This is a genomic window from Buchnera aphidicola (Periphyllus acericola) (assembly GCF_964019855.1).
Taxonomy (GTDB): Bacteria; Pseudomonadota; Gammaproteobacteria; order Enterobacterales; family Enterobacteriaceae; genus Buchnera_J; species Buchnera_J aphidicola_BC.
Window position 1 is genome coordinate 125520 of record NZ_OZ026466.1, and the last position, 19560, is coordinate 145079.

General features: G+C 18.0%; 17 protein-coding genes and 5 tRNA genes. 15 read left to right on the forward strand and 7 right to left on the reverse strand.

Going from position 1 to position 19560, the window contains the following annotated elements; genetic code table 11:
* Window positions 1–122: 122 nt before the first annotated feature.
* From csrA to AACK90_RS00590, 4 genes are all read left to right on the forward strand, one after another.
* The gene (gene csrA, locus AACK90_RS00575; protein WP_339043451.1) at window positions 123–299 is read left to right on the forward strand and encodes a carbon storage regulator CsrA; all 177 of its coding nucleotides are present in this window, start codon (window positions 123–125) and stop codon (window positions 297–299) included.
* Window positions 300–468: 169 nt separating this feature from the next.
* Window positions 469–555, forward strand: a tRNA-Ser gene (locus AACK90_RS00580).
* Between the two features lie 42 nt (window positions 556–597).
* Window positions 598–671, forward strand: a tRNA-Arg gene (locus AACK90_RS00585).
* A gap of 77 nt (window positions 672–748) precedes the next feature.
* Window positions 749–1513 (forward strand): 16S rRNA (uracil(1498)-N(3))-methyltransferase, encoded by a 765-nt coding sequence (locus tag AACK90_RS00590; protein WP_339043453.1) that lies wholly within the window; start codon window positions 749–751, stop codon window positions 1511–1513.
* 29 nt (window positions 1514–1542) lie between these two features.
* Here the strand turns inward: AACK90_RS00590 and rpiA are convergent, their stop codons facing one another.
* The 4 genes from rpiA to AACK90_RS00610 form a co-directional block, all read right to left on the reverse strand.
* The gene (gene rpiA, locus AACK90_RS00595) at window positions 1543–2208 is read right to left on the reverse strand and encodes a ribose-5-phosphate isomerase RpiA (RefSeq protein ID WP_339043455.1); all 666 of its coding nucleotides are present in this window, start codon (window positions 2206–2208) and stop codon (window positions 1543–1545) included.
* Between the two features lie 264 nt (window positions 2209–2472).
* A tRNA-Gln gene (locus AACK90_RS00600) sits at window positions 2473–2544 on the reverse strand.
* A 60-nt stretch (window positions 2545–2604) separates the two neighbouring features.
* A tRNA-Leu gene (locus tag AACK90_RS00605) sits at window positions 2605–2688 on the reverse strand.
* 48 nt (window positions 2689–2736) lie between these two features.
* Window positions 2737–2810, reverse strand: a tRNA-Met gene (locus AACK90_RS00610).
* A gap of 247 nt (window positions 2811–3057) precedes the next feature.
* Here AACK90_RS00610 and AACK90_RS00615 point away from each other — a divergent pair.
* The 3 genes from AACK90_RS00615 (at window position 3058) to AACK90_RS00625 (ending at window position 7461) form a co-directional block, all read left to right on the forward strand.
* Window positions 3058–4710: a glutamine--tRNA ligase/YqeY domain fusion protein gene (locus AACK90_RS00615; RefSeq protein ID WP_339043457.1), complete on the forward strand. Its 1653-nt coding sequence runs from the start codon at window positions 3058–3060 to the stop codon at window positions 4708–4710.
* Between the two features lie 351 nt (window positions 4711–5061).
* Complete coding sequence (gene eno / locus AACK90_RS00620; protein WP_339043459.1) at window positions 5062–6369, forward strand: phosphopyruvate hydratase; 1308 nt, start codon at window positions 5062–5064, stop codon at window positions 6367–6369.
* A 183-nt stretch (window positions 6370–6552) separates the two neighbouring features.
* Complete coding sequence (locus AACK90_RS00625) at window positions 6553–7461, forward strand: 5'-3' exonuclease (protein WP_339043461.1); 909 nt, start codon at window positions 6553–6555, stop codon at window positions 7459–7461.
* Between the two features lie 22 nt (window positions 7462–7483).
* Here the strand turns inward: AACK90_RS00625 and yihA are convergent, their stop codons facing one another.
* Complete coding sequence (yihA, locus tag AACK90_RS00630) at window positions 7484–8089, reverse strand: ribosome biogenesis GTP-binding protein YihA/YsxC (RefSeq protein ID WP_339043463.1); 606 nt, start codon at window positions 8087–8089, stop codon at window positions 7484–7486.
* Between the two features lie 205 nt (window positions 8090–8294).
* On the opposite strand from yihA, the gene typA reads away from it, so the two are divergent.
* Complete coding sequence (typA, locus tag AACK90_RS00635) at window positions 8295–10121, forward strand: translational GTPase TypA (protein WP_339043464.1); 1827 nt, start codon at window positions 8295–8297, stop codon at window positions 10119–10121.
* Here the strand turns inward: typA and gmk are convergent.
* A complete protein-coding gene (gene gmk / locus AACK90_RS00640) occupies window positions 10116–10742 on the reverse strand; it encodes a guanylate kinase (RefSeq protein ID WP_339043466.1) in 627 nt (208 codons plus the stop codon). The genes typA and gmk overlap by 6 nt on opposite strands.
* Window positions 10743–10919: 177 nt before the next feature.
* On the reverse strand, window positions 10920–11849 hold the full coding sequence (ygfZ, locus tag AACK90_RS00645; protein WP_339043468.1) for a tRNA-modifying protein YgfZ: 930 nt from the start codon (window positions 11847–11849) through the stop codon (window positions 10920–10922).
* A 216-nt stretch (window positions 11850–12065) separates the two neighbouring features.
* Here ygfZ and prfB point away from each other — a divergent pair.
* The 7 genes from prfB (at window position 12066) to AACK90_RS00680 (ending at window position 19532) form a co-directional block, all read left to right on the forward strand.
* Window positions 12066–13164, forward strand: a protein-coding gene (prfB, locus tag AACK90_RS00650) for a peptide chain release factor 2 (RefSeq protein ID WP_425333435.1) whose coding sequence is annotated in 2 segments (ribosomal slippage) — window positions 12066–12101 and window positions 12103–13164 — 1098 coding nt in all. Because the reading frame shifts where the segments join, the coding sequence is not laid out codon by codon here.
* Window positions 13165–13168: 4 nt separating this feature from the next.
* The gene (gene lysS / locus AACK90_RS00655) at window positions 13169–14689 is read left to right on the forward strand and encodes a lysine--tRNA ligase (protein ID WP_339043470.1); all 1521 of its coding nucleotides are present in this window, start codon (window positions 13169–13171) and stop codon (window positions 14687–14689) included.
* A gap of 24 nt (window positions 14690–14713) precedes the next feature.
* The gene (lysA, locus tag AACK90_RS00660; protein WP_339043472.1) at window positions 14714–15952 is read left to right on the forward strand and encodes a diaminopimelate decarboxylase; all 1239 of its coding nucleotides are present in this window, start codon (window positions 14714–14716) and stop codon (window positions 15950–15952) included.
* Between the two features lie 59 nt (window positions 15953–16011).
* Window positions 16012–16878 carry a prolipoprotein diacylglyceryl transferase gene (gene lgt / locus AACK90_RS00665; RefSeq protein ID WP_339043474.1) on the forward strand — a complete coding sequence of 289 codons (867 nt, stop codon included), beginning with the start codon at window positions 16012–16014 and terminating at the stop codon, window positions 16876–16878.
* A gap of 193 nt (window positions 16879–17071) precedes the next feature.
* The gene (miaB, locus tag AACK90_RS00670) at window positions 17072–18412 is read left to right on the forward strand and encodes a tRNA (N6-isopentenyl adenosine(37)-C2)-methylthiotransferase MiaB (protein WP_339043476.1); all 1341 of its coding nucleotides are present in this window, start codon (window positions 17072–17074) and stop codon (window positions 18410–18412) included.
* Between the two features lie 12 nt (window positions 18413–18424).
* Complete coding sequence (ybeY, locus tag AACK90_RS00675) at window positions 18425–18883, forward strand: rRNA maturation RNase YbeY (protein ID WP_339043478.1); 459 nt, start codon at window positions 18425–18427, stop codon at window positions 18881–18883.
* 67 nt (window positions 18884–18950) lie between these two features.
* Window positions 18951–19532: a CBS domain-containing protein gene (locus AACK90_RS00680; protein ID WP_339043480.1), complete on the forward strand. Its 582-nt coding sequence runs from the start codon at window positions 18951–18953 to the stop codon at window positions 19530–19532.
* Window positions 19533–19560 lie beyond the last annotated feature (28 nt).

The following is a 19560-nucleotide window of genomic DNA, read 5'->3' on the forward strand; positions in this document are numbered from 1 at the left end:
AAGAAAAAAATATAAAAAAAAATAAAATTAATTATTTTTTTTAAAAAAAAATAATTTTATAACTTTTAAATTAAAATTATACGGAATTAAAAAAAAAAAACAATCTTTTTTAAGGAAAAAAAATGCTAATTTTAACAAGAAGAATCGGGGAAACACTAGTTATAGGGGATGAAATTACAGTAACTGTGTTAGGAATAAAAGGAAATCAAGTAAGAATCGGAGTAAATGCTCCAAAAGAAATTTCTGTCCATAGAGAAGAAATATATCAAAAAATACAATCTGAAAAAAATAATAAATAAAATTTTATTAAATATAAAAATTTTAAAAAATATTTTTTTTTTAAATTTTTCTTAAAATTTAAAAAAATATTTTAAAATAAAAATCTCAAATTGACTTTTAAAAACAAAAAAGTATAATATACATAAAATAAAATAAAAAAAAATGATTGTTAAAAAATATCATATTTACAGTGAGATGGCCGAGTGGTTTAAGGCGCTCCCCTGCTAAGGGAGTATGCATTAAAATGCATCGAGGGTTCGAATCCCTCTCTCATTAAAAATATTATATTTTTTTTATTTTACTAGTAGTAAAAAATTTACATCCGTAGCTCAGTTGGATAGAGCGCTCGGCTACGAACCGAGAGGTCGTGGGTTCAAATCCTACCGGATGTATATAAAATAAAATTTATATATACAATTTTAGTATAAAAAATTTTAATAAAATATTTTTAAAATATTAAAAAAATTATATGATTAAACAAACAATTAAAAAACTTCCAAGAATTTATTTAAATCAAAAACTTAAAACAAATCAAGAAATTTCTATTTCAAACAAAAAAAATCATTATATTATTTCAGTAATAAGAATGAAATGTAAAGAATTTATTAATATTTTTAATAATACAAATTATTTGTTTAAATCTAAAATAATAAAATTAAGTAAAAAAAAAATTGTTTTAAAAATAATTAAAAAAAAACTAGTTAATAATGAATCTTTTTTAAAAATAAATTTAGGACAATCAATTTCAAGAAATGAAAAAATGTCATGGATTATTCAAAAAGCATCAGAATTAGGAGTATATTCAATTACTCCTTTAATATGTAAAAATTCATTTTTATTTAATAAAAATTATAATTTTTTAAAAAAAATTAATAGATGGAAAAAAATATCTATTTCAGCAAGCGAACAATGTCAAAGAAATTCAATAACAAAAATTTTTAATCCTACAAATTTAAAAGATTGGGTTAATTCCTGTAATAATGAAAAAAATATTATTTTTACACCAAATATTAATATGAAAAATAAAAAAAATTTTAAAAAAAAATTTAAAAAAATAAATATTTTAATAGGTTCAGAAATAGGATTCTCATTAAAAGAAATTAAATTTTGTATAAAAAATAATTTTTCTCATATGAATTTAGGAAATAGAATTTTACGAACCGAAACAGCATGCATTACTGCAATCTCTATAATTCAATATAAATATGGAGATTTAAACATTTTAAATAAGTAATTTTTATTCAAAAAATAATAAAATATAAATTAAAATTTTTTAAATATAGTTTCTATTCTAGAATTTTTCCCTATTAATAAAACATCTGGTTTTCTTTTAGAAAAAATACCAACAGAAAGAACTCCTGGAATATTATTAATTTTTTTTTCTATATTTTTTGGATTTAATATAAAAAAATCATTAATGTCTAAAATATAATTGTTATTATCAGTTATTATATTTTTTCTTCTTATAACATTACCTCCAATTTTTTTTAACTCATTTTTAACATATTTATAAGACATAGGTAAAACTTCTACAGGTAAAGGAAATTTTCCTAATATATTAACTTTCTTTGTTTTATCAATAATACAAATAAATTTTTTTGAAGCGGATGCAATAATTTTTTCTCGCATTAAAGCAGCTCCTCCTCCTTTAATCATTTCCATATTTTTATTTATTTCATCAGCACTATCAATATAAACAGGTAAATAATTTACTTCATTTAATTTAAAAATTTTAATTCCATATTTTTTTAAAATTTTAGTGGTTTTTTTAGAAGATGATACAACTCCTATTATTTTATCTTTAATTTTACTTAAATATTTTATAAAATAAGAAATTGTCGAACCCGTTCCAATTCCAATTATTTGTTTAAATGGAACAAATTTTAAAGCTTCAAATGCTACTTTTTTTTTTAATTTCTCTAATTTCATAAAATAAATACCATTTTATTAAAATAAAATTTAAAAAATATTTTTTTTTTATTGTACTATCTATAAAAATTTTAATAAATTATTTATTAAAAAATTTTAAAAATTAATTCATAATAAAGTATAAAATATTTTATTTAAAATATTTTTTAAAAAAAATATTTTAACATAAAATTTATAACTTAAAAAATTAATATAAATTTTTTTATAAAATAAAAATAATTAAAAATTTAATTCATTTTAAAAAAAAATAATTTAATTATCAATCTGGGGTACCTGGATTCGAACCAGGGATGTCGGTATCAAAAACCGATGCCTTAACCTCTTGGCTATACCCCAAAAAAAAAAGAAAAATAAAAAAATAATATAAAAAAAAAAATTTTTATTAATAAAAATTATTACGGAAGGCGAGATTTGAACTCGCAAACCTAAAAAGGCGCCAGAACCTAAATCTGGTGCGTCTACCAATTTCGCCACTTCCGCGAATAAAATATAAAATATTTTAATTTTATATTATTAAATTTTTTTAAATAGCTATGATAGGAATTGAACCTATGACCTCAGCGTTATGAGTGCTGTGCTCTTACCAACTGAGCTACATAGCCTGAAAAATTTTTTTTTTAAAATATATAAAAAATTTAAAATAATAAAATTTTAATAATATAAAATATTAAAAATAAATTTACTTTATATACATTAATATTATTAATTTTTTTAAATATAATAAATTTTAATTTAAATTTAAGTATTAAAATTATATCATATACAAAATAAAAATTCTATAAAGAAAAAATAATTTAAAAAAATATAAAATTTATATATTAAAAAAAAAAAAAAAAAAAAGGATTCAAAATGTTAAATAACAAAATAAATAAAAATTTTATATTAAAAATAATAGATAAAGACTTAAAAAATAAAAAATATAAAAAAATACATACAAGATTTCCTCCAGAACCAAACGGTTTTCTTCATATTGGTCATGCGAAATCAATATATTTAAATTTTGAAATTGCAAAAATATATAATGGAAAATGTAATTTAAGATTTGATGATACAAATCCATTAAATGAAAAAAAAAAATATGTAACATCTATTAAAAAAAATATTAAATGGATGGGTTATAAATGGAATAAAAAAAGTTTTTATTCATCTAAATATTTTAAAAAACTTAATAAATACGCAATTTATTTAATTAAAAAAAAAGTTGCTTATATAGATCAATTATCTAAAAAAGAAATTAAAGAATATAGAGGTACATTAATTAAAAAAGGTAAAAATAGCCCTTATAGAAATCGCTCAACAAAAGAAAATTTAAAATTATTTAAAGAAATGAAAAATGGAAAATTTAAAGATGGAGAAATTTGTCTACGAGCAAAAATTAATATGAAATCATCAAATATTACTATGAGAGATCCTGTTCTATATAGAGTAAAACATAGTTTTCATTATAAAACTAAAAATAAATGGTGTATATATCCAACATATGATTTTAGTCATTGTATATCAGATTTTATAGAAGGTATAACTCATTCTTTATGTTCTTTAGAATTTTTAAATAATAAAGAATTATATAAATGGATTTTAAAAAAAATTAATGCAAAAAATTATCCAAAACAATATGAATTTTCTCGATTAAATTTAGAATATACAATTCTTTCCAAAAGAAAATTAAAGACTCTAGTAAAAAAAAAAATTGTACAAGGTTGGAATGATCCTCGAATGCCAACTTTATCAGGTTTAAAAAAAAGAGGTTATACTCCTTCTTCTATTAAAAATTTTTGTAAAAAAATTGGAATTTCTAAAAAAAATAATTTAATAGAATTATCACTTTTAGAACACTGTATTAGAAATGATTTAAATTCTAATGCTCCTCGTTTTATGGCAATAATAAATCCAATTAAAGTTATTATTATAAATATGAAAAAAAATTATAATAAAAAGATAATTGTACAAAATCATCCAAAAAATAAAAATATGGGTACCCATAAAATTTATTTTAATAAAATTATATATATTGATAAATCTGATTTTAAAGAAAAATTTAATTCTAAATATCGTAGATTAGCCTTAAATAAAGAAGTAAGATTACGTTATTCATATGTAATTAAAGCTAAAAAAATTAAAAAAGATAATCAAGGTAATATAATAAAAATATTTTGTACTTATGATAAAAATACATTAGGTAAAAATCCTTCTAATAGAAAAATTAAAGGAGTAATACATTGGATATCAAAAAAAAAATCAATTACAGCAAAGTTTCAACTTTTTAAACCTATTTTTACTATTCCTAATCCAGAAAATAAAAAAAAATTTTTAAAATATATAAATTTTAAATCTATTACGATTAAAAATGGATTTATAGAAAAATGTCTTTTAAAAAATAAATTTAAAAATTTTCAATTTGAAAGAGAAGGATATTTTATTATTGATAAAAAACAATCTAAAATTAATAAAATGTTAACATTTAATAAAACAATTTCTTTAAAAGAAAAAAAATTTAAATAAAAAATTGTTTTTTATAAAAATAAAAAAATATAAAAAAAATAAAAAATAAGAAAAATGTTACAATCGAATAACATGAAAAATATTAAAAAAAATATTTTTGTATTATTTAATAAAAAAAAAATTAAAATAATATTTAATTTAAAAATATGTTTAAAATGTAAAAAAATAATTAAATTATTTATTTACAACTATTATTATAAATAAAAAAAATAATTTTAATTATTTTTATAATTTTTTATTATTATTTTTTTTTAATTTTAATTTTAATTAAATAATTTTAAATTCCTTCAAAAAATATATCTTAAATATATTTATAAAATTTTAAAAATATCAATTATATTAGGAAAAAAAATGTCTAAAATTATAAAAATAATAGGTAGAGAAATTATTGATTCCAGAGGTAAACCAACTGTAGAAGCAGAAGTTCATACAAAAAGTGGATATGTTGGAATTGCTTCAGTTCCTTCTGGAGCTTCAAAAGGATCAAAAGAAGCGTTAGAGTTAAGAGATAAAAATAAAAATCGTTTTTTTGGTGAAGGAGTAAAGAAATCTGTACATTTAATTAATAAATTAATTTCAAAAAAATTAATAAATAAAAATTCTATCGAACAAGAAAGAATTGATGAAATTATGATTAATTTAGATGGCACTAAAAATAAAAAATTTTTAGGAGCAAATACTATTTTAGCGGTTTCTTTAGCAAACTCTAAAGCTGCTGCAATGACTAAAAAAATTCCTTTATTTCAACATATTTCAGAATTAAATAACACTCCAAAAAAATATTCTATGCCATTACCTATGATGAACATTATTAATGGAGGAAAACATGCTAATAATAATATAGATTTACAAGAATTTATGATACAACCAATCTCAGCAAATAATTTTAAGCATGCAATACAAATTGGTTGTGAAATATTTTTTAATTTATCAAAAATATTAAAAAATAAAAAAATGAGTACAGCAGTAGGTGATGAAGGAGGGTATTCTCCAAATTTAAATTCAAACGAATCAGCTTTACGTTTAATATTAAAAGCTGTAAAAAAATCAGGTTATATTATTGGAAAAGATATTACTCTTGCAATCGATTGTGCAGCTTCTGAACTTTATGATAAAAAATCTAAAACTTATTTTTTAAATGGAGAAAATAAATCTTATACTTCATTAGAGTTTACAAAATACTTAGAAAAATTAACTAAAAAATATCCTATTTTTTCTATAGAAGATGGACAAGATGAATCAGATTGGAAAGGTTTTCGAAAACAAACAAAAATTTTAGGTAAAAAAATTCAAATTGTTGGAGATGATCTTTTTGTAACAAATTTAAAAATTTTAAAAAAAGGAATAAAAAAAAAAATTGCTAACTCTATACTTATTAAACCAAATCAAATTGGAACATTAACAGAAACTATTAAAACAATAAAATTAGCTAAAAAATCAAATTATAATGTAATTATATCTCATCGTTCTGGAGAAACTGAAGATATAACAATAGCAGATTTAGCTGTAGGAACAGCATCCGGACAAATAAAAACAGGTTCTTTAAGTAGAACAGATAGAATAGCTAAATATAATCAATTAATTAGAATAGAAGAAAGATTAGGTTTTTTAAATGCTCCATACAATGGTTTTAAAGAAATAAATATTAAAAAAAAATAATACCTTAAAAAAAATAGTAGTAAAATAAGATATTTAAAAATTTCTTATTTTACTACATATTAAATTATTCTAGAAAAATTTTCTTTTAAAATATAATTTGTATTACTTAGAATAAAAAAATTTTAAAAAACAAAATAAATAAATTTTTTTATTATAATTATAATTATAAAAAATAGAAAAAATATGACAAAATTAAAAAATAAATTATTAATAATAGTAGATGGTACAAATTATTTATATAGATCATATTTTGCTTTTAAAAATTTTAAAAACAAAAAAGGAAAACCTACAGGTGTAATATACGGAATTTTAATAATGTTAAAAAAAGTTTTTAATAAATATAATCCAGATAAAATAATAATAATATTCGATCATAAAAAAAAAACATTCAGAAAAGAAATATACAAAAAATACAAAAAAAATAGAAAAAAAATACCACAAGAATTAAAAAAACAAATAAAATCTGTAATAAAAATTATAAAATATATAGGTATTCCAGTATTAAAAATACCTAAATTTGAAGCAGATGATATTATATGTACTGTAGCAACTCAACAAATTAAAAAAATAGAAAAAATATTAATTTTAACAAATGATAAAGATATAACTCAAGTGGTTAATAAAAATATAAATATTCTTCACCATAATGGTAAAATTTTAGGAATTAAAGAAGTCAAAAAAAAATATGGAGTTCCACCTAAACTAATAAAATATTTTTTAGCAATTGTAGGAGATCGTTCAGATAATATTCCTGGAATTCCAGGTATTGGAATACAAACAGCAAAAAAAATTTTAAAAATTTTTAAATCATTAAAAGAAATTTATAAAAATTTAAATAAATTAAAATTGTTAAATATTAGAAATTCAAAAAATTTAAAAAAAATATTTGAAAAAAATAAAAAAATTGCTTTTCTTTCATATTCTTTATCAAAAATAAAAATGAATATAAAATTAAAAAAATTAAACAAAAATTTTAAATTAAAAAAACCAAATATAAAAAAATTATTTCAATATTTTAAAAAAAATGATTTTATTAAATTAAAAAAATCATTTAAAAAATCTTATTGGTTTAATCAATTAATAAAAAAATAATTTTTTTAAAGCAATAAAAAAATTATATTTTTTTTATATATAAAGAATTAATTTTTTTTTTTAATTGCAAAATTCCAATTTTTTTAAAAGAAGAAAAAATTTGTATATCAGCTTTAATTTTTAAAGATAATATTTTTTTTTTAGCTAAAATATATTTTTCATTCTTTAAAAAATTATTAATTTTATCACATTTATTTAACAAAATTATTATTTTTATTTTTTTTTTATTAAGTACATTCATAATTTCTAAATCATTTTTTTTAAAAAAAAAATTAATGTCGACTAAAATTATTACTCCAATTAAATACTTTCTATAAGATATAAATTTTTTAATTTCTTCAACCCATTTTAATTGTGATTGTTTAGAAAATTTAGAATAACCATAACCAGGAAAATCTATTATTCTAAAATTATCAAAAATATTAAAAAAATTAATTAATTGAGTACTTCCAGGAAGTTTACTAACTCGAGATAATTTTTTTTTATTTGATAAAACATTTATTAAAGTTGATTTTCCAACGTTAGAATAACCAATACAAGCTATTTCAAATCCAAAATTAATATCTATTTCTTTTATACAACTAAAACTTTTTAAAAAAGAAAAAGAGTTAAAATTTAATAATTTCATAAAAAACCTTATATAAAAATAATTAATAATTTTTTAAACGTTTTATAAAAAATAATAATATAATTTATTATATAAAAAAAATTATATAATACTGTTAAACTTTAATAAATGTATTATTATAAATAAATATTTTATAAAATATATTTTTTAAAAATTAAATAAATTTTAAAATATAAAAATAATTTAACAAAAAGGAAAATTTATAATGAACAAAAACATTAGAAATATTGCAATTATTGCTCATGTTGATCATGGAAAAACAACATTAGTAGATAAATTATTACAACAATCAGGAATTTTTAAAAGTCATGAAGAAAAAAAAGAAAGAGTAATGGATAGTAATGATTTAGAAAAAGAAAGAGGAATTACAATTACTTCAAAAAATACATCTATTATGTGGAATAAATATAAAATTAATATTGTTGATACTCCAGGACATGCTGATTTTGGAGGAGAAGTAGAACGTGTATTATCTATGGTTGATTCTGTCTTATTAGTAGTAGATGCTTTAGATGGTCCTATGCCTCAAACAAGATTTGTAACAGAAAAATCTTTTAAATATAAAATAAATCCAATTTTAGTAGTTAACAAAGTAGATAGATCTAATTCTAGACCAGATTGGGTAGTAGATCAAGTATTTGATTTATTTATAAATTTAAATGCAACTGATCAACAATTAGATTTTCCAATAATTTATACATCAGCTTTATTAGGAAAATCCGGATTAGATTATAAAAATTTAGTCAATAATATGGTTCCTTTATTAGAATCAATTATTAAATATACTCCAGCACCAAAAAATAATGTAAAAAAAAAATTTAAAATGCAAATTTCACAATTAGATTATGATAATTATTTAGGAGTAATCGGAATTGGAAGAATTAATTCTGGATCAATTGCAATAAATGAAAAAATTAAAATAATAAATAATAAAGGAAAAAATTATTATGGTAAAATTAATAAAATATTAACATATTTTGGATTAAAAAGAATTAACGTAAATTCTGCAATATCAGGAGATATAATTGCTATTACTGGAATAGAAAATATTAAAATTTCAGATACAATATGTGATATTGAAAATTCTATTCCTTTACCTAAACTTAAAATAGATGAACCTACAGTAAAAATGTTTTTTTCAGTAAACTCTTCTCCATTTTCTGGAAGAGAAGGAAAATATATTACTTCAAGACAAATTTTAGAGAGATTAAATAAAGAAAAAATTCATAATGTTGCTTTAAAAGTAAAAGAAACAAAAGATTCAAGTATTTTTTGTGTTTCTGGAAGAGGTGAATTACATTTATCTATTTTAATAGAAAACATGAGAAGAGAAGGATATGAACTAGAAGTCTCTCGACCTAAAGTAATATTTAAAAAAATTGATAATATAGAAAAAGAACCTTTTGAACATGTTATTCTAGATATAGAAGAAAAGCATCAAGGAGTAATTATGAAATATTTAGGAGAACGAAAAGGTGAAATTAAAAATATGATTTCAGATAATAAAGGAAGAGTTAGACTTGAATATATTTTATCAAGTAGAGCATTAATTGGATTTCGTTCAGAATTAATTAATATTACATCTGGAACTGGTTTATTTTGTTCATCTTTTAGTCATTATGAAAAAATATCTAAAATACAAATTGGACAACGAAGAAATGGTGTTTTAATATCCAATAATACTGGATATGCAGTAGCATTTGCATTATTTAATCTACAAAATAGAGGAAAATTATTTCTTGGACATGGAGCAAATGTTTATCAAGGACAAATAATAGGAATGCATACTAAATCAAATGATTTAACAGTAAATTGTTTAACAGGAAAAAAACTTACAAATATGAGAGCTTCAGGAACAGATGAAGCAATCAATTTAATTAAACCAATAAATTTTACTCTTGAACAAGCAATTAGTTTTATAAATGATGACGAATTGATAGAAATAACTCCAAAATCAATTCGTTTAAGAAAAAAACTTTTAACTGAAAATGAAAGAAAATGCGCTTTAAGAAAAAAAAATAATAAATTATAATTCTAATAAGTTATGAATTAATTTTTTATTTTTTATATCTTGATATGAAGTTAATAAACTATAAGAATGAATTATAGATTTTAAATTAGAAATTGAATAATCAAAATTATCATTTATGATTAAATAATCATATTCTAAATAATGCTTCATTTCTTTTAAAAAATTTTTCATTCTTTTTAATATAACTAATTTTGTATCTTGATTTCTCTTATATAATCTTTTGAGTAATTCTTTTTTAGAAGGAGGAATTAAAAAAATACTTTTAGAATGAGGATAAATTTTTTTAATTTGTCGCGCTCCTTTCCAATCTATATCAAACAAAATATTTTTTCCTGATACTAAAATTTTTTTTGTATTTTTTAAAGATGTTCCATAATAATTATTAAAGACTTTAGCATATTCTAAAAATTTATTTTTTTTTATCATACATTTAAATTTTTTTTTAGAAATAAAATAATAATCAATTCCATTTTTTTCATTAGGTCGAATTAATCTAGTTGTAAATGAAATAGATAATTTAACTTTTATTATTTTTTCTTTTTTTAAAAAAGCTTTTATTAAACTTGATTTTCCTGTTCCACTAGGAGCAGAAATAATAAAAATTTTTTCTGTATTAATCATATAGTTATTTTATACTCAGTAAATTTTAAAAATATAAAAAAATATTATTATAAATCTATATAAAAAAATCTTAAAATTTTAAATATTTTTAACTTTTAAATTATAAAATATAAAAATTAATAAATTTAACATTTTAATAATTTTAATAAATTAAAAAATATATAACATTTTAATTTTTTATATAAAAACTTTAAAAAAAACATTATTTATTTTATAAATATTTTTTTTTTTATATAAATTGTTTAATACTACTTGAACATAAATAATTTTTTTACTAACTATTACTGAAGATAATAAAATTCCTTTTTTAATCCAATTATCTTTAATTTTTACATATACAAAATCTCCAGGAGAAAAAATATTCTGTTTATAAAAACAATATAAAATAAATAAAGATCTTTTATTTAATTTTTTATATTTAATTTTAGCTATATTTTCTTGTCCTATATAACATCCTTTTTTAAAACTTAATGCATTTTCAAATTTATGTAAATTAATTTCTTGAGGAAAAAAACATAATGAAGTTTTTTTTTCAATAATCGGAATATTTTCTTTAATATCAATTAATAGCCACTGTTTATTATTTTTTAAAAAACCTGCTTTTTCAAATTTTTTTTTAAAAGAAAATAACTTCTTATAAGGAATAATTATCAAAAATCTTTCAAACAAATTTTTTAACCAAATAAGTGTATTTTCTTTTAAATAAATAATAGGATTTTTTTTTTTAGGTAAAATTTTAAAAATTTTTTTTAATTTTTTTTTAGCATTAACACCTGAAATACCAAATAAAAAAAATTTTTTATATTTTTTTATTTTAACATCAAAAAAAATAGAATACTTTTTCATAGCTTTGACTTGATTTAAATAAACACTATTTCTTAATATATAAAAATAATTATTATTTTTTTTAAAAAAAAATAATGTGCTCCATACTTTTCCTTTATCATTACAATGACCACAAAAAATATATTTATTTTTTTTTAATAAATTCATATTTGCTGTAATTTGATTTTGTAAATATCTATATGTATCTTTTCCAGAAACTTTAATAATAGTTAATTTCTTTAAAAAAGAAAAAGAAGGAAGAATTTCTGTTATAGGTATCATAAAATTTTCTTTATCATAAGTATTGTATATTTTAAAGATAAAATTTTTTTTATTCTTTATTATAATATATTAAAAATAGAATGTTAAATAATATCTAAAAAATTTTTTTTGAAAATTTTTTTTTAATTTAAAATATGTAATAATCTAAAAAAATTTATACGTTAGACAATTTATATTATATAATTTAAAATAATCAAAACAAAAATTTAAAAAAATATGTATAAAATTAAATTAATTCAAAAAAAAATATTAAAATATATTAAAAAAAATAAAAAACTTAGGAAAAATCTTTGAATTAAAAAAAAAAAAAATAAAAATATTAGAAATAAATGATAGAATAAATTCTAATAAAAATTGGAATAACATAAAATATATTAAAAAATATAATATTAAAAAAAAAAAAATAACAAAAATAATTGTTTTATTCAAATATATAAAAAAAAAAATTGAAGAAAATAAAAAATTATTAAAACTTTCAATAAAATTATCTGATTTTTCTATTTTGGAAGATATAAAAAAATCATTAAAAAAAATAAAAAAAAAAATAAATTATTTAGAATTTAAAAAAATATTTATCAAAAAAATAGATAAAAAAAATTGCTATATGGATATAAAATCTGGATCTGGAGGAATAGAAGCACAAAATTGGTCCAAAATGTTACTAAAAATGTATTTAAACTGGTCTTATAAAAAAAAATTTAAAACAGAAATTATAAATATAAATAATAATGAATTAAATGGAATAAAATATGCGACAATAAAAATTAAAGGAAAATATTCATTTGGTTGGTTACGAACTGAATCAGGAATACATAGATTAATAAGAAAAAGTCCATTTAATTCAGGAAATAAAAGACATACATCTTTTAGTTCAATATTTGTATATCCTATAATAAAAAGTAAAAATTTTAAAAAAATACACAAATCTGATTTAAAAATAGATGTTTATAAAGCTTCAGGAGCTGGAGGACAACACGTTAATAAAACAGAATCAGCTGTTAGAATAACACATATTCCTAGCGGTATCATATCAAAATGTCAAAGTAATCGTTCACAACATAAAAATAAAAAACAAGCAATAAAACAAATACAATCTAAAATATTTAATCTTCAAAATAAAAAAAATATATTAAAAAAAAAAAAAATAAACAAAAATAAATCAAAAATAAAATGGGGAAATCAAATCAGATCATATATATTAGATGATTCACGAATAAAAGATGAAAGAACTGGTTTAGAAACAAAAAATATACAAAAATTTTTAAATGGAAAAATAGATAAATTTATAAAAAAAAGTTTAAAATTAGGATTTTAAAAGAATGAAAATAGTAAAAAAAATAAAAAAAATAGAAAAAAATAATGAAAATGAAAATAACGAATTTCATAATAGAAAAAAAAAATTAAAATTTTTAAAAAAAGATGGTTTTAATTTTCCAAACAATTTTAAAAAAAAATATTCTTCAAAAAAAATTAAAGAAAAATACAATTTAAAAAATAGAGACTCTTTAAAAAAATTAAATATATCAATTAAAATAGCAGGACGAATTATCCAAAAAAGAATCATGGGGAAAGCTACTTTCCTAAAATTACAAGACTATTATGGAAAAATACAAATATATTCATCTCAAAATTCATTTAAATCTAATAAAAATAATTATTTCGAATTTAAAAATATAGATTTAGGTGATATTATAGGAATCTATGGTATTTTATTTAAAACTAAAACTAATGAATTAACAATTCATTGCAATAAATTTATTTTATTAACAAAAGCTTTAAGACCACTTCCTGAAAAATGGCATGGTTTAGTAAATCAAGAAATTAAATATAGAAAAAGATATATTGATTTTATTTCAAATAAAAAGTTAAAAAAAATATTTTATAATAGAGCAAAAATAATTTCTTATATTAGAAAATATATGATAAAGAAAAAATTTTTAGAAGTAGAAACTCCAATGTTACATGATATACCTGGAGGTGCTATTGCAAAACCATTTATTACATATCATAATTCATTAAATAAAAAAATGTATTTAAGAATTGCTCCAGAACTATACTTAAAAAGACTAATAATAGGAGGATTTGAGAAAATTTTTGAAATTAATAGAAATTTTAGAAATGAAGGAATATCCTCTCGTCATAATCCAGAATTTACAATGATGGAAGTATATATTGCATATACTGATTATAAATATATTATTAAATTTACTGAAAATTTAATAAAATATATTTCAAAAAAAATGTTTAAAAAAAGAGAAATTAAATATCAAAATTATAATTTAAATTTTGAAAAACCCTTTCAAAAATTAACAATGATAGAATCTATTATAAAATTTAATAAAAATATATCTAAAAAAGATTTAAAAAATCTGAAAAATATTAAAAAAATTGCTAACTTATTAAAAATAAATATAAAAAAAAAATGGAAATTAGGAAAAATAATTACAGAAATATTTGAAAAAACAGTAGAAAAAAAATTAATAGAACCAACATTTATTACAGAATATCCTATTGAAGTTTCTCCGTTATCAAAAAGAAATGATAAAAAAAAAAAAATTGCAGATAGATTTGAACTTTTTATTGGAGGATACGAAATTGGTAATGGTTTTTCAGAATTAAACGATTCAGAAGAACAAAAAAAAAGATTTAAAAAACAAATAAGAAAAAAAGAAAATTTTAATAAATTTTATGATGAAGATTATATATTAGCTTTAGAACACGGATTACCGCCAACTGGAGGTTTAGGAATAGGAATAGATAGATTAATAATGATTTTTACGAATCAAAAAAACATAAGAGATGTAATAATTTTTCCAACTATGCGTTCTATAAAAAAATAATTTACTATTTTAAAATTTAAAAATATGAAAAAACTAAAAAAATTAATAATTAAAAAAAAAAATATATTATCTGCAATTAAAATTTATAAAACTCCATTATGGATATATGATTATAAAACAATAAAAAAACAAATATTAAAATTAAAAAAATTTGATATTATTAGATTTGCTCAAAAATCTTGCTCAAATATTCATATTTTAAAAATCATGAAAAAATTAGGAGCAAAAATAGATGCAGTTTCTCTTGGAGAAATAGAAAGAGCATTAAAAGCTGGATTTAAAGGAAACTGTAATGATATTGTATATACTTCAGATATTATAGATACACAAACATTAAAAAAAGTTGTTCTACATAAAATTCCAATTAATATTGGATCTATTGATATGATTAAAAAAATTGGAAAAATTTCACCAAATCATAAAGTCTGGTTAAGAATTAATCCAAAATTTGGAGATGGTCATAACAAAAAAACAAATACTGGAGGAAAAAATAGTAAACACGGAGTATGGAATACACAGTTAGCTATTTCTTTAATACAAAAATATAATTTAAATTTAATTGGATTACATATGCATATTGGTTCTGGAGCAGATTATAATCATTTAAAAAAAGTTTGTTATGCAATGATTAAATCAGCTTTATTAATTAATAAAAAAATTTCTTTTATTTCAGCAGGAGGAGGATTGCCAATTCCATATAAAACAAATGATAAAAAAATTAATATAAAAAGTTATCATAAAATATGGAAAAAATCTATAAAAAATATATCAGAAACATTAAAATGTAAAATAAAATTAGAAATTGAACCAGGAAGGTTTTTAGTAGCTCAATCTGGAATTTTAGTATCAAAAATAGAAAGTATTAAAATAGTAAAAAATCAAACTTTTATATTAGTTAATGTTGGATTTAATGATTTAATTAGACCAGCTTTATATGGAAGTTATCACTATATTTCAGTGATTTCAAAAGATAACAGAAAACTAAATACTTTAAAAAAAATAAAAGTTGTAATCGGAGGACCATTATGTGAATCTGGAGATATATTTACTCAAAAAGAAAATAGTGAAATTTATACAATAAAAATACCAAAAGTAAAATTAGGAGATTATATAATTTTTCACGACACTGGAGCATACGGAGCATCAATGTCTTCTAATTATAATAGTAGACCTTTAATCCCTGAAATTTTAATAAAAAAAAATGTTTTAAATCAAATTCGAAGACGACAAACAATTAATGAAATGTTATCATTAGAAATATAAAAAATAATATATTATAAAATATAAATTAATTATATAAAATTATAAAAAAAAGATAAAAAATGTATATTTTATTTCCTCAAATTAATCCTACTTATTTTTCTTTTGGTATATTTTCTTTTAAATGGTATGGATTAATGTATTTAATTTGTTTTATATATTCTATATGGTATGGAAAAAAATATCTTAAAAAAAATAATAAATTATTTAAAAAAAAATATATTAACAAATTAATATATTATTGTTTTATTGGATTATTTTTTGGAGGAAGAATAGGATATGTTTTCTTATATAAATTTTTTTATTTTTTAAAACATAAATTTTATTTATTTCAAATTTGGAACGGAGGAATGTCTTTTCATGGTGGATTAATCGGAGTTATTATTTCATGTTTAATTTTTTCAATAAAAAAAAAAATTAAATTTTTTAAAATAACTGATTTTATTGCAATTTTATCTCCAATAAGCTTAGGAATTGGTAGATTAGGAAATTTTATTAATGATGAATTATGGGGTAGAATAGCTATAAATGTGCCTGGAGCATTTTTATTTCCAAACTCTTTTAAATATGATTTAAATGAATCAAAAAAAAATCCAGAACTTCAAAAAATAATAGAAAAATATGGAGTTTTACCAAGATATCCATCTCAATTATTTGAATTCTTTTTAGAAGGAGTAATTTTATTTATAATATTAAACTATTTTTCCAAAAAAATAAAAAAAAAAGGAATAATTTCTGGTATTTTTTTAATTTTTTATGGAATTTTTAGAATATTTTTAGAAAATTTTAGAGAACCAGATATAGAAATTGGATTTTTATATAAAAAATATACTCTAGGACAAATACTATCTATTCCAATGATTGTTGTAGGAGTATTTTTATTAATTTTTTTAAATATTAAAAATAAAAAAAAACGTTTTAATTTCTAAAAAAAAAATAAATTTTAAATGTTCATTTTTAAAATAAAGAAAAAATAAAAAATTTTCAATATATAATATAAAAATAATTATTTAAAATTATAAAAAAAATTAAATTTTTTTTTTAAATAATTTAAAAAATTAAAATAAAAAAAAATTTCCCTGTTATAATTCTTAAAATTTAAAAAAAAATATTATAAAAAAAATGAAAAAAATACATATAAAAACATGGGGTTGTCAGATGAATGAATATGATTCATCTATAATCTTAAAAGTTTTAAAAAAAAATTTTAATTGTAAAGAAACAAATCATGTTGAAAAATCAGATTTAATAATATTAAATACCTGTTCAATTAGAGAAAAAGCTCAAGAAAAATTATTTCATCAATTAGGAAGATGGAAAAATTTAAAAAAAAAGAAAAAAATAATTATAGCTGTTGGAGGATGTGTTGCAGTACAAGAAAAAAAAAATATATATAAAAGAGCTCCTTTTGTAGACATAGTTTTTGGTCCAAAAACAATTCATCGTTTACCAAAAATGATTCATTTAATCAAAAATAATACTAAAAATATTATTGATATTAGAGCAAAAAAACTAAAAAAATTTAAATTTTTTCAAAAAAAATCAATTCCACAAATTATTTCTTATATTTCTATTATGGAAGGTTGTGATAAATGTTGTTCTTTTTGTATTGTACCAAAAACACGAGGAAGAGAAATTAGTAGAACACCTGAAGAAATATATCTTGAATCTAAATTTTTATCAAAAAATGGAACAAAAGAAATTATACTTTTAGGACAAAATGTTAATAGTTATAAAGGAAAATTTAATAATGGAAAAATATGTAAATTATCAAAACTTATAAAAATAATTTCAAAAATAAAAAAAATTAAAAGAATAAGATTTACAACAAGCCATCCAATAGAATTTACTAAAGATTTAATTCAAACATACAAAAAAATACCTAAATTAGTAAGCTATCTACATTTACCTGTTCAAAGTGGTTCTGATAAGATTTTAAAAATTATGAAACGTTCTTATACCATTTTACAATATAAAAAAATTATTAAAAAATTGAAATTAATCAGACCAAACATACAAATTACTTCAGATTTTATAATAGGTTTTCCAGGAGAAACAAAAAAAGATTTTCAAAAAACTATAAAATTAATAAAAAAAATAAAGTTTGATATGAGTTTTAGTTTTATATATTCTCCACGTCCAGGAACAATAGCATCAAAATTAAAAGATAAAATAAATTTAAAAGAAAAAAAAAAAAGATTATATATTTTACAAAAAAAAATTAACAAAAATACTCTTTTTTGGAGTAAAAAAATGGTAGGTACATATCAAGACGTTTTAGTTGAAAAATATATTTATAAAAAAAATAAAAAAAAATTATATGGAAAAACTCAAAATAATAGAATAGTAATATTCAAAGGCCCAAAAAGTTTAATTGGAAAGATAGTTTTTATTAAAATTTATAAAGCTTACTTGTATAAATTAAAAGGAAATTTAAAAAAAAAATATGTAAAAAATGGTTAAATATATTAAAAAATGATTAAAATAAACATACAAAATTCTTATAAAAATAAAAAAAAAATACCAAATAAAAATTTAATAAAAAAATGGATTAAAAAAATTATAAAAAAATCTATTAAAAAATCTATTATTACTATTAAAATTGTAAAAAAAAAAGAAATTAAAAAATTAAATTATATATATAGAAAAAAAAATGTAGAAACAAATATTTTATCTTTTTCTATTATTAATGGAGAAGATAATAATAATTCATTATTAATTGGAGATTTAATAATTTGTAAAAGTGTTTTAGAAAAAGAATCTAAAAAATATAAAATTAAAATTATTGAACATTGGGCACATATTATTATTCATGGAATATTACATTTAATTGGATATAAACATAATAATTTATTAGATAGAAAAAATATGGAAAAAATAGAAATTCAAAAAATGATTTCCTTAGGTTATAAAAATCCATATTATATAAAATAAATTTATAAAAAATAAAAAAAATTTTAAAAAAAAAATATTTCAAATTAATTTAATGAGAAATCAATATATGTATAAAAAAAAAAAGGGATTTATCTCTTTATTTTTAAATAATATTTTTTTTGATCAACCGAAAAATCAAAAAGAACTATTAATGTTAATAAAAAAATCTAAAAAAAATAAATTTATTAATAGTAATACTTACAATATTATTAAAGGAGCTATTAATATAGAAAAACAAAAAGTAAAAGATATAATGATTCCTAGAACAAAAATTATAACTCTTAAAATAAATGATTCATTAAATGTATGTTTAAAAAAAATTACAAATTCATCTCATTCAAGATTTCCTGTTATTAATTATAATAACAATTATATTAGCGGATTTTTAATGGCAAAAGATTTATTAAAATATATTAATAATTCTAAAAAAAAATTTTCTTTAAAAAAAATTTTAAGACCACCAGTAATTGTTCCAGAAAGTCAAAGTTTAAATAGAATTTTAAAAGAATTTAGATTAAAAAGAAATCACTTAGCTATAGTTGTAGATGAATTCGGAGTTATTACAGGATTAATAACAATTGAAGATGTATTAGAAATTATTTTAAAAAAAATTAATAAAAAAAAATTATTCAAAAAAAATGATTCATAAAAGATTTTTAAAAAAAAAAATTAATAAA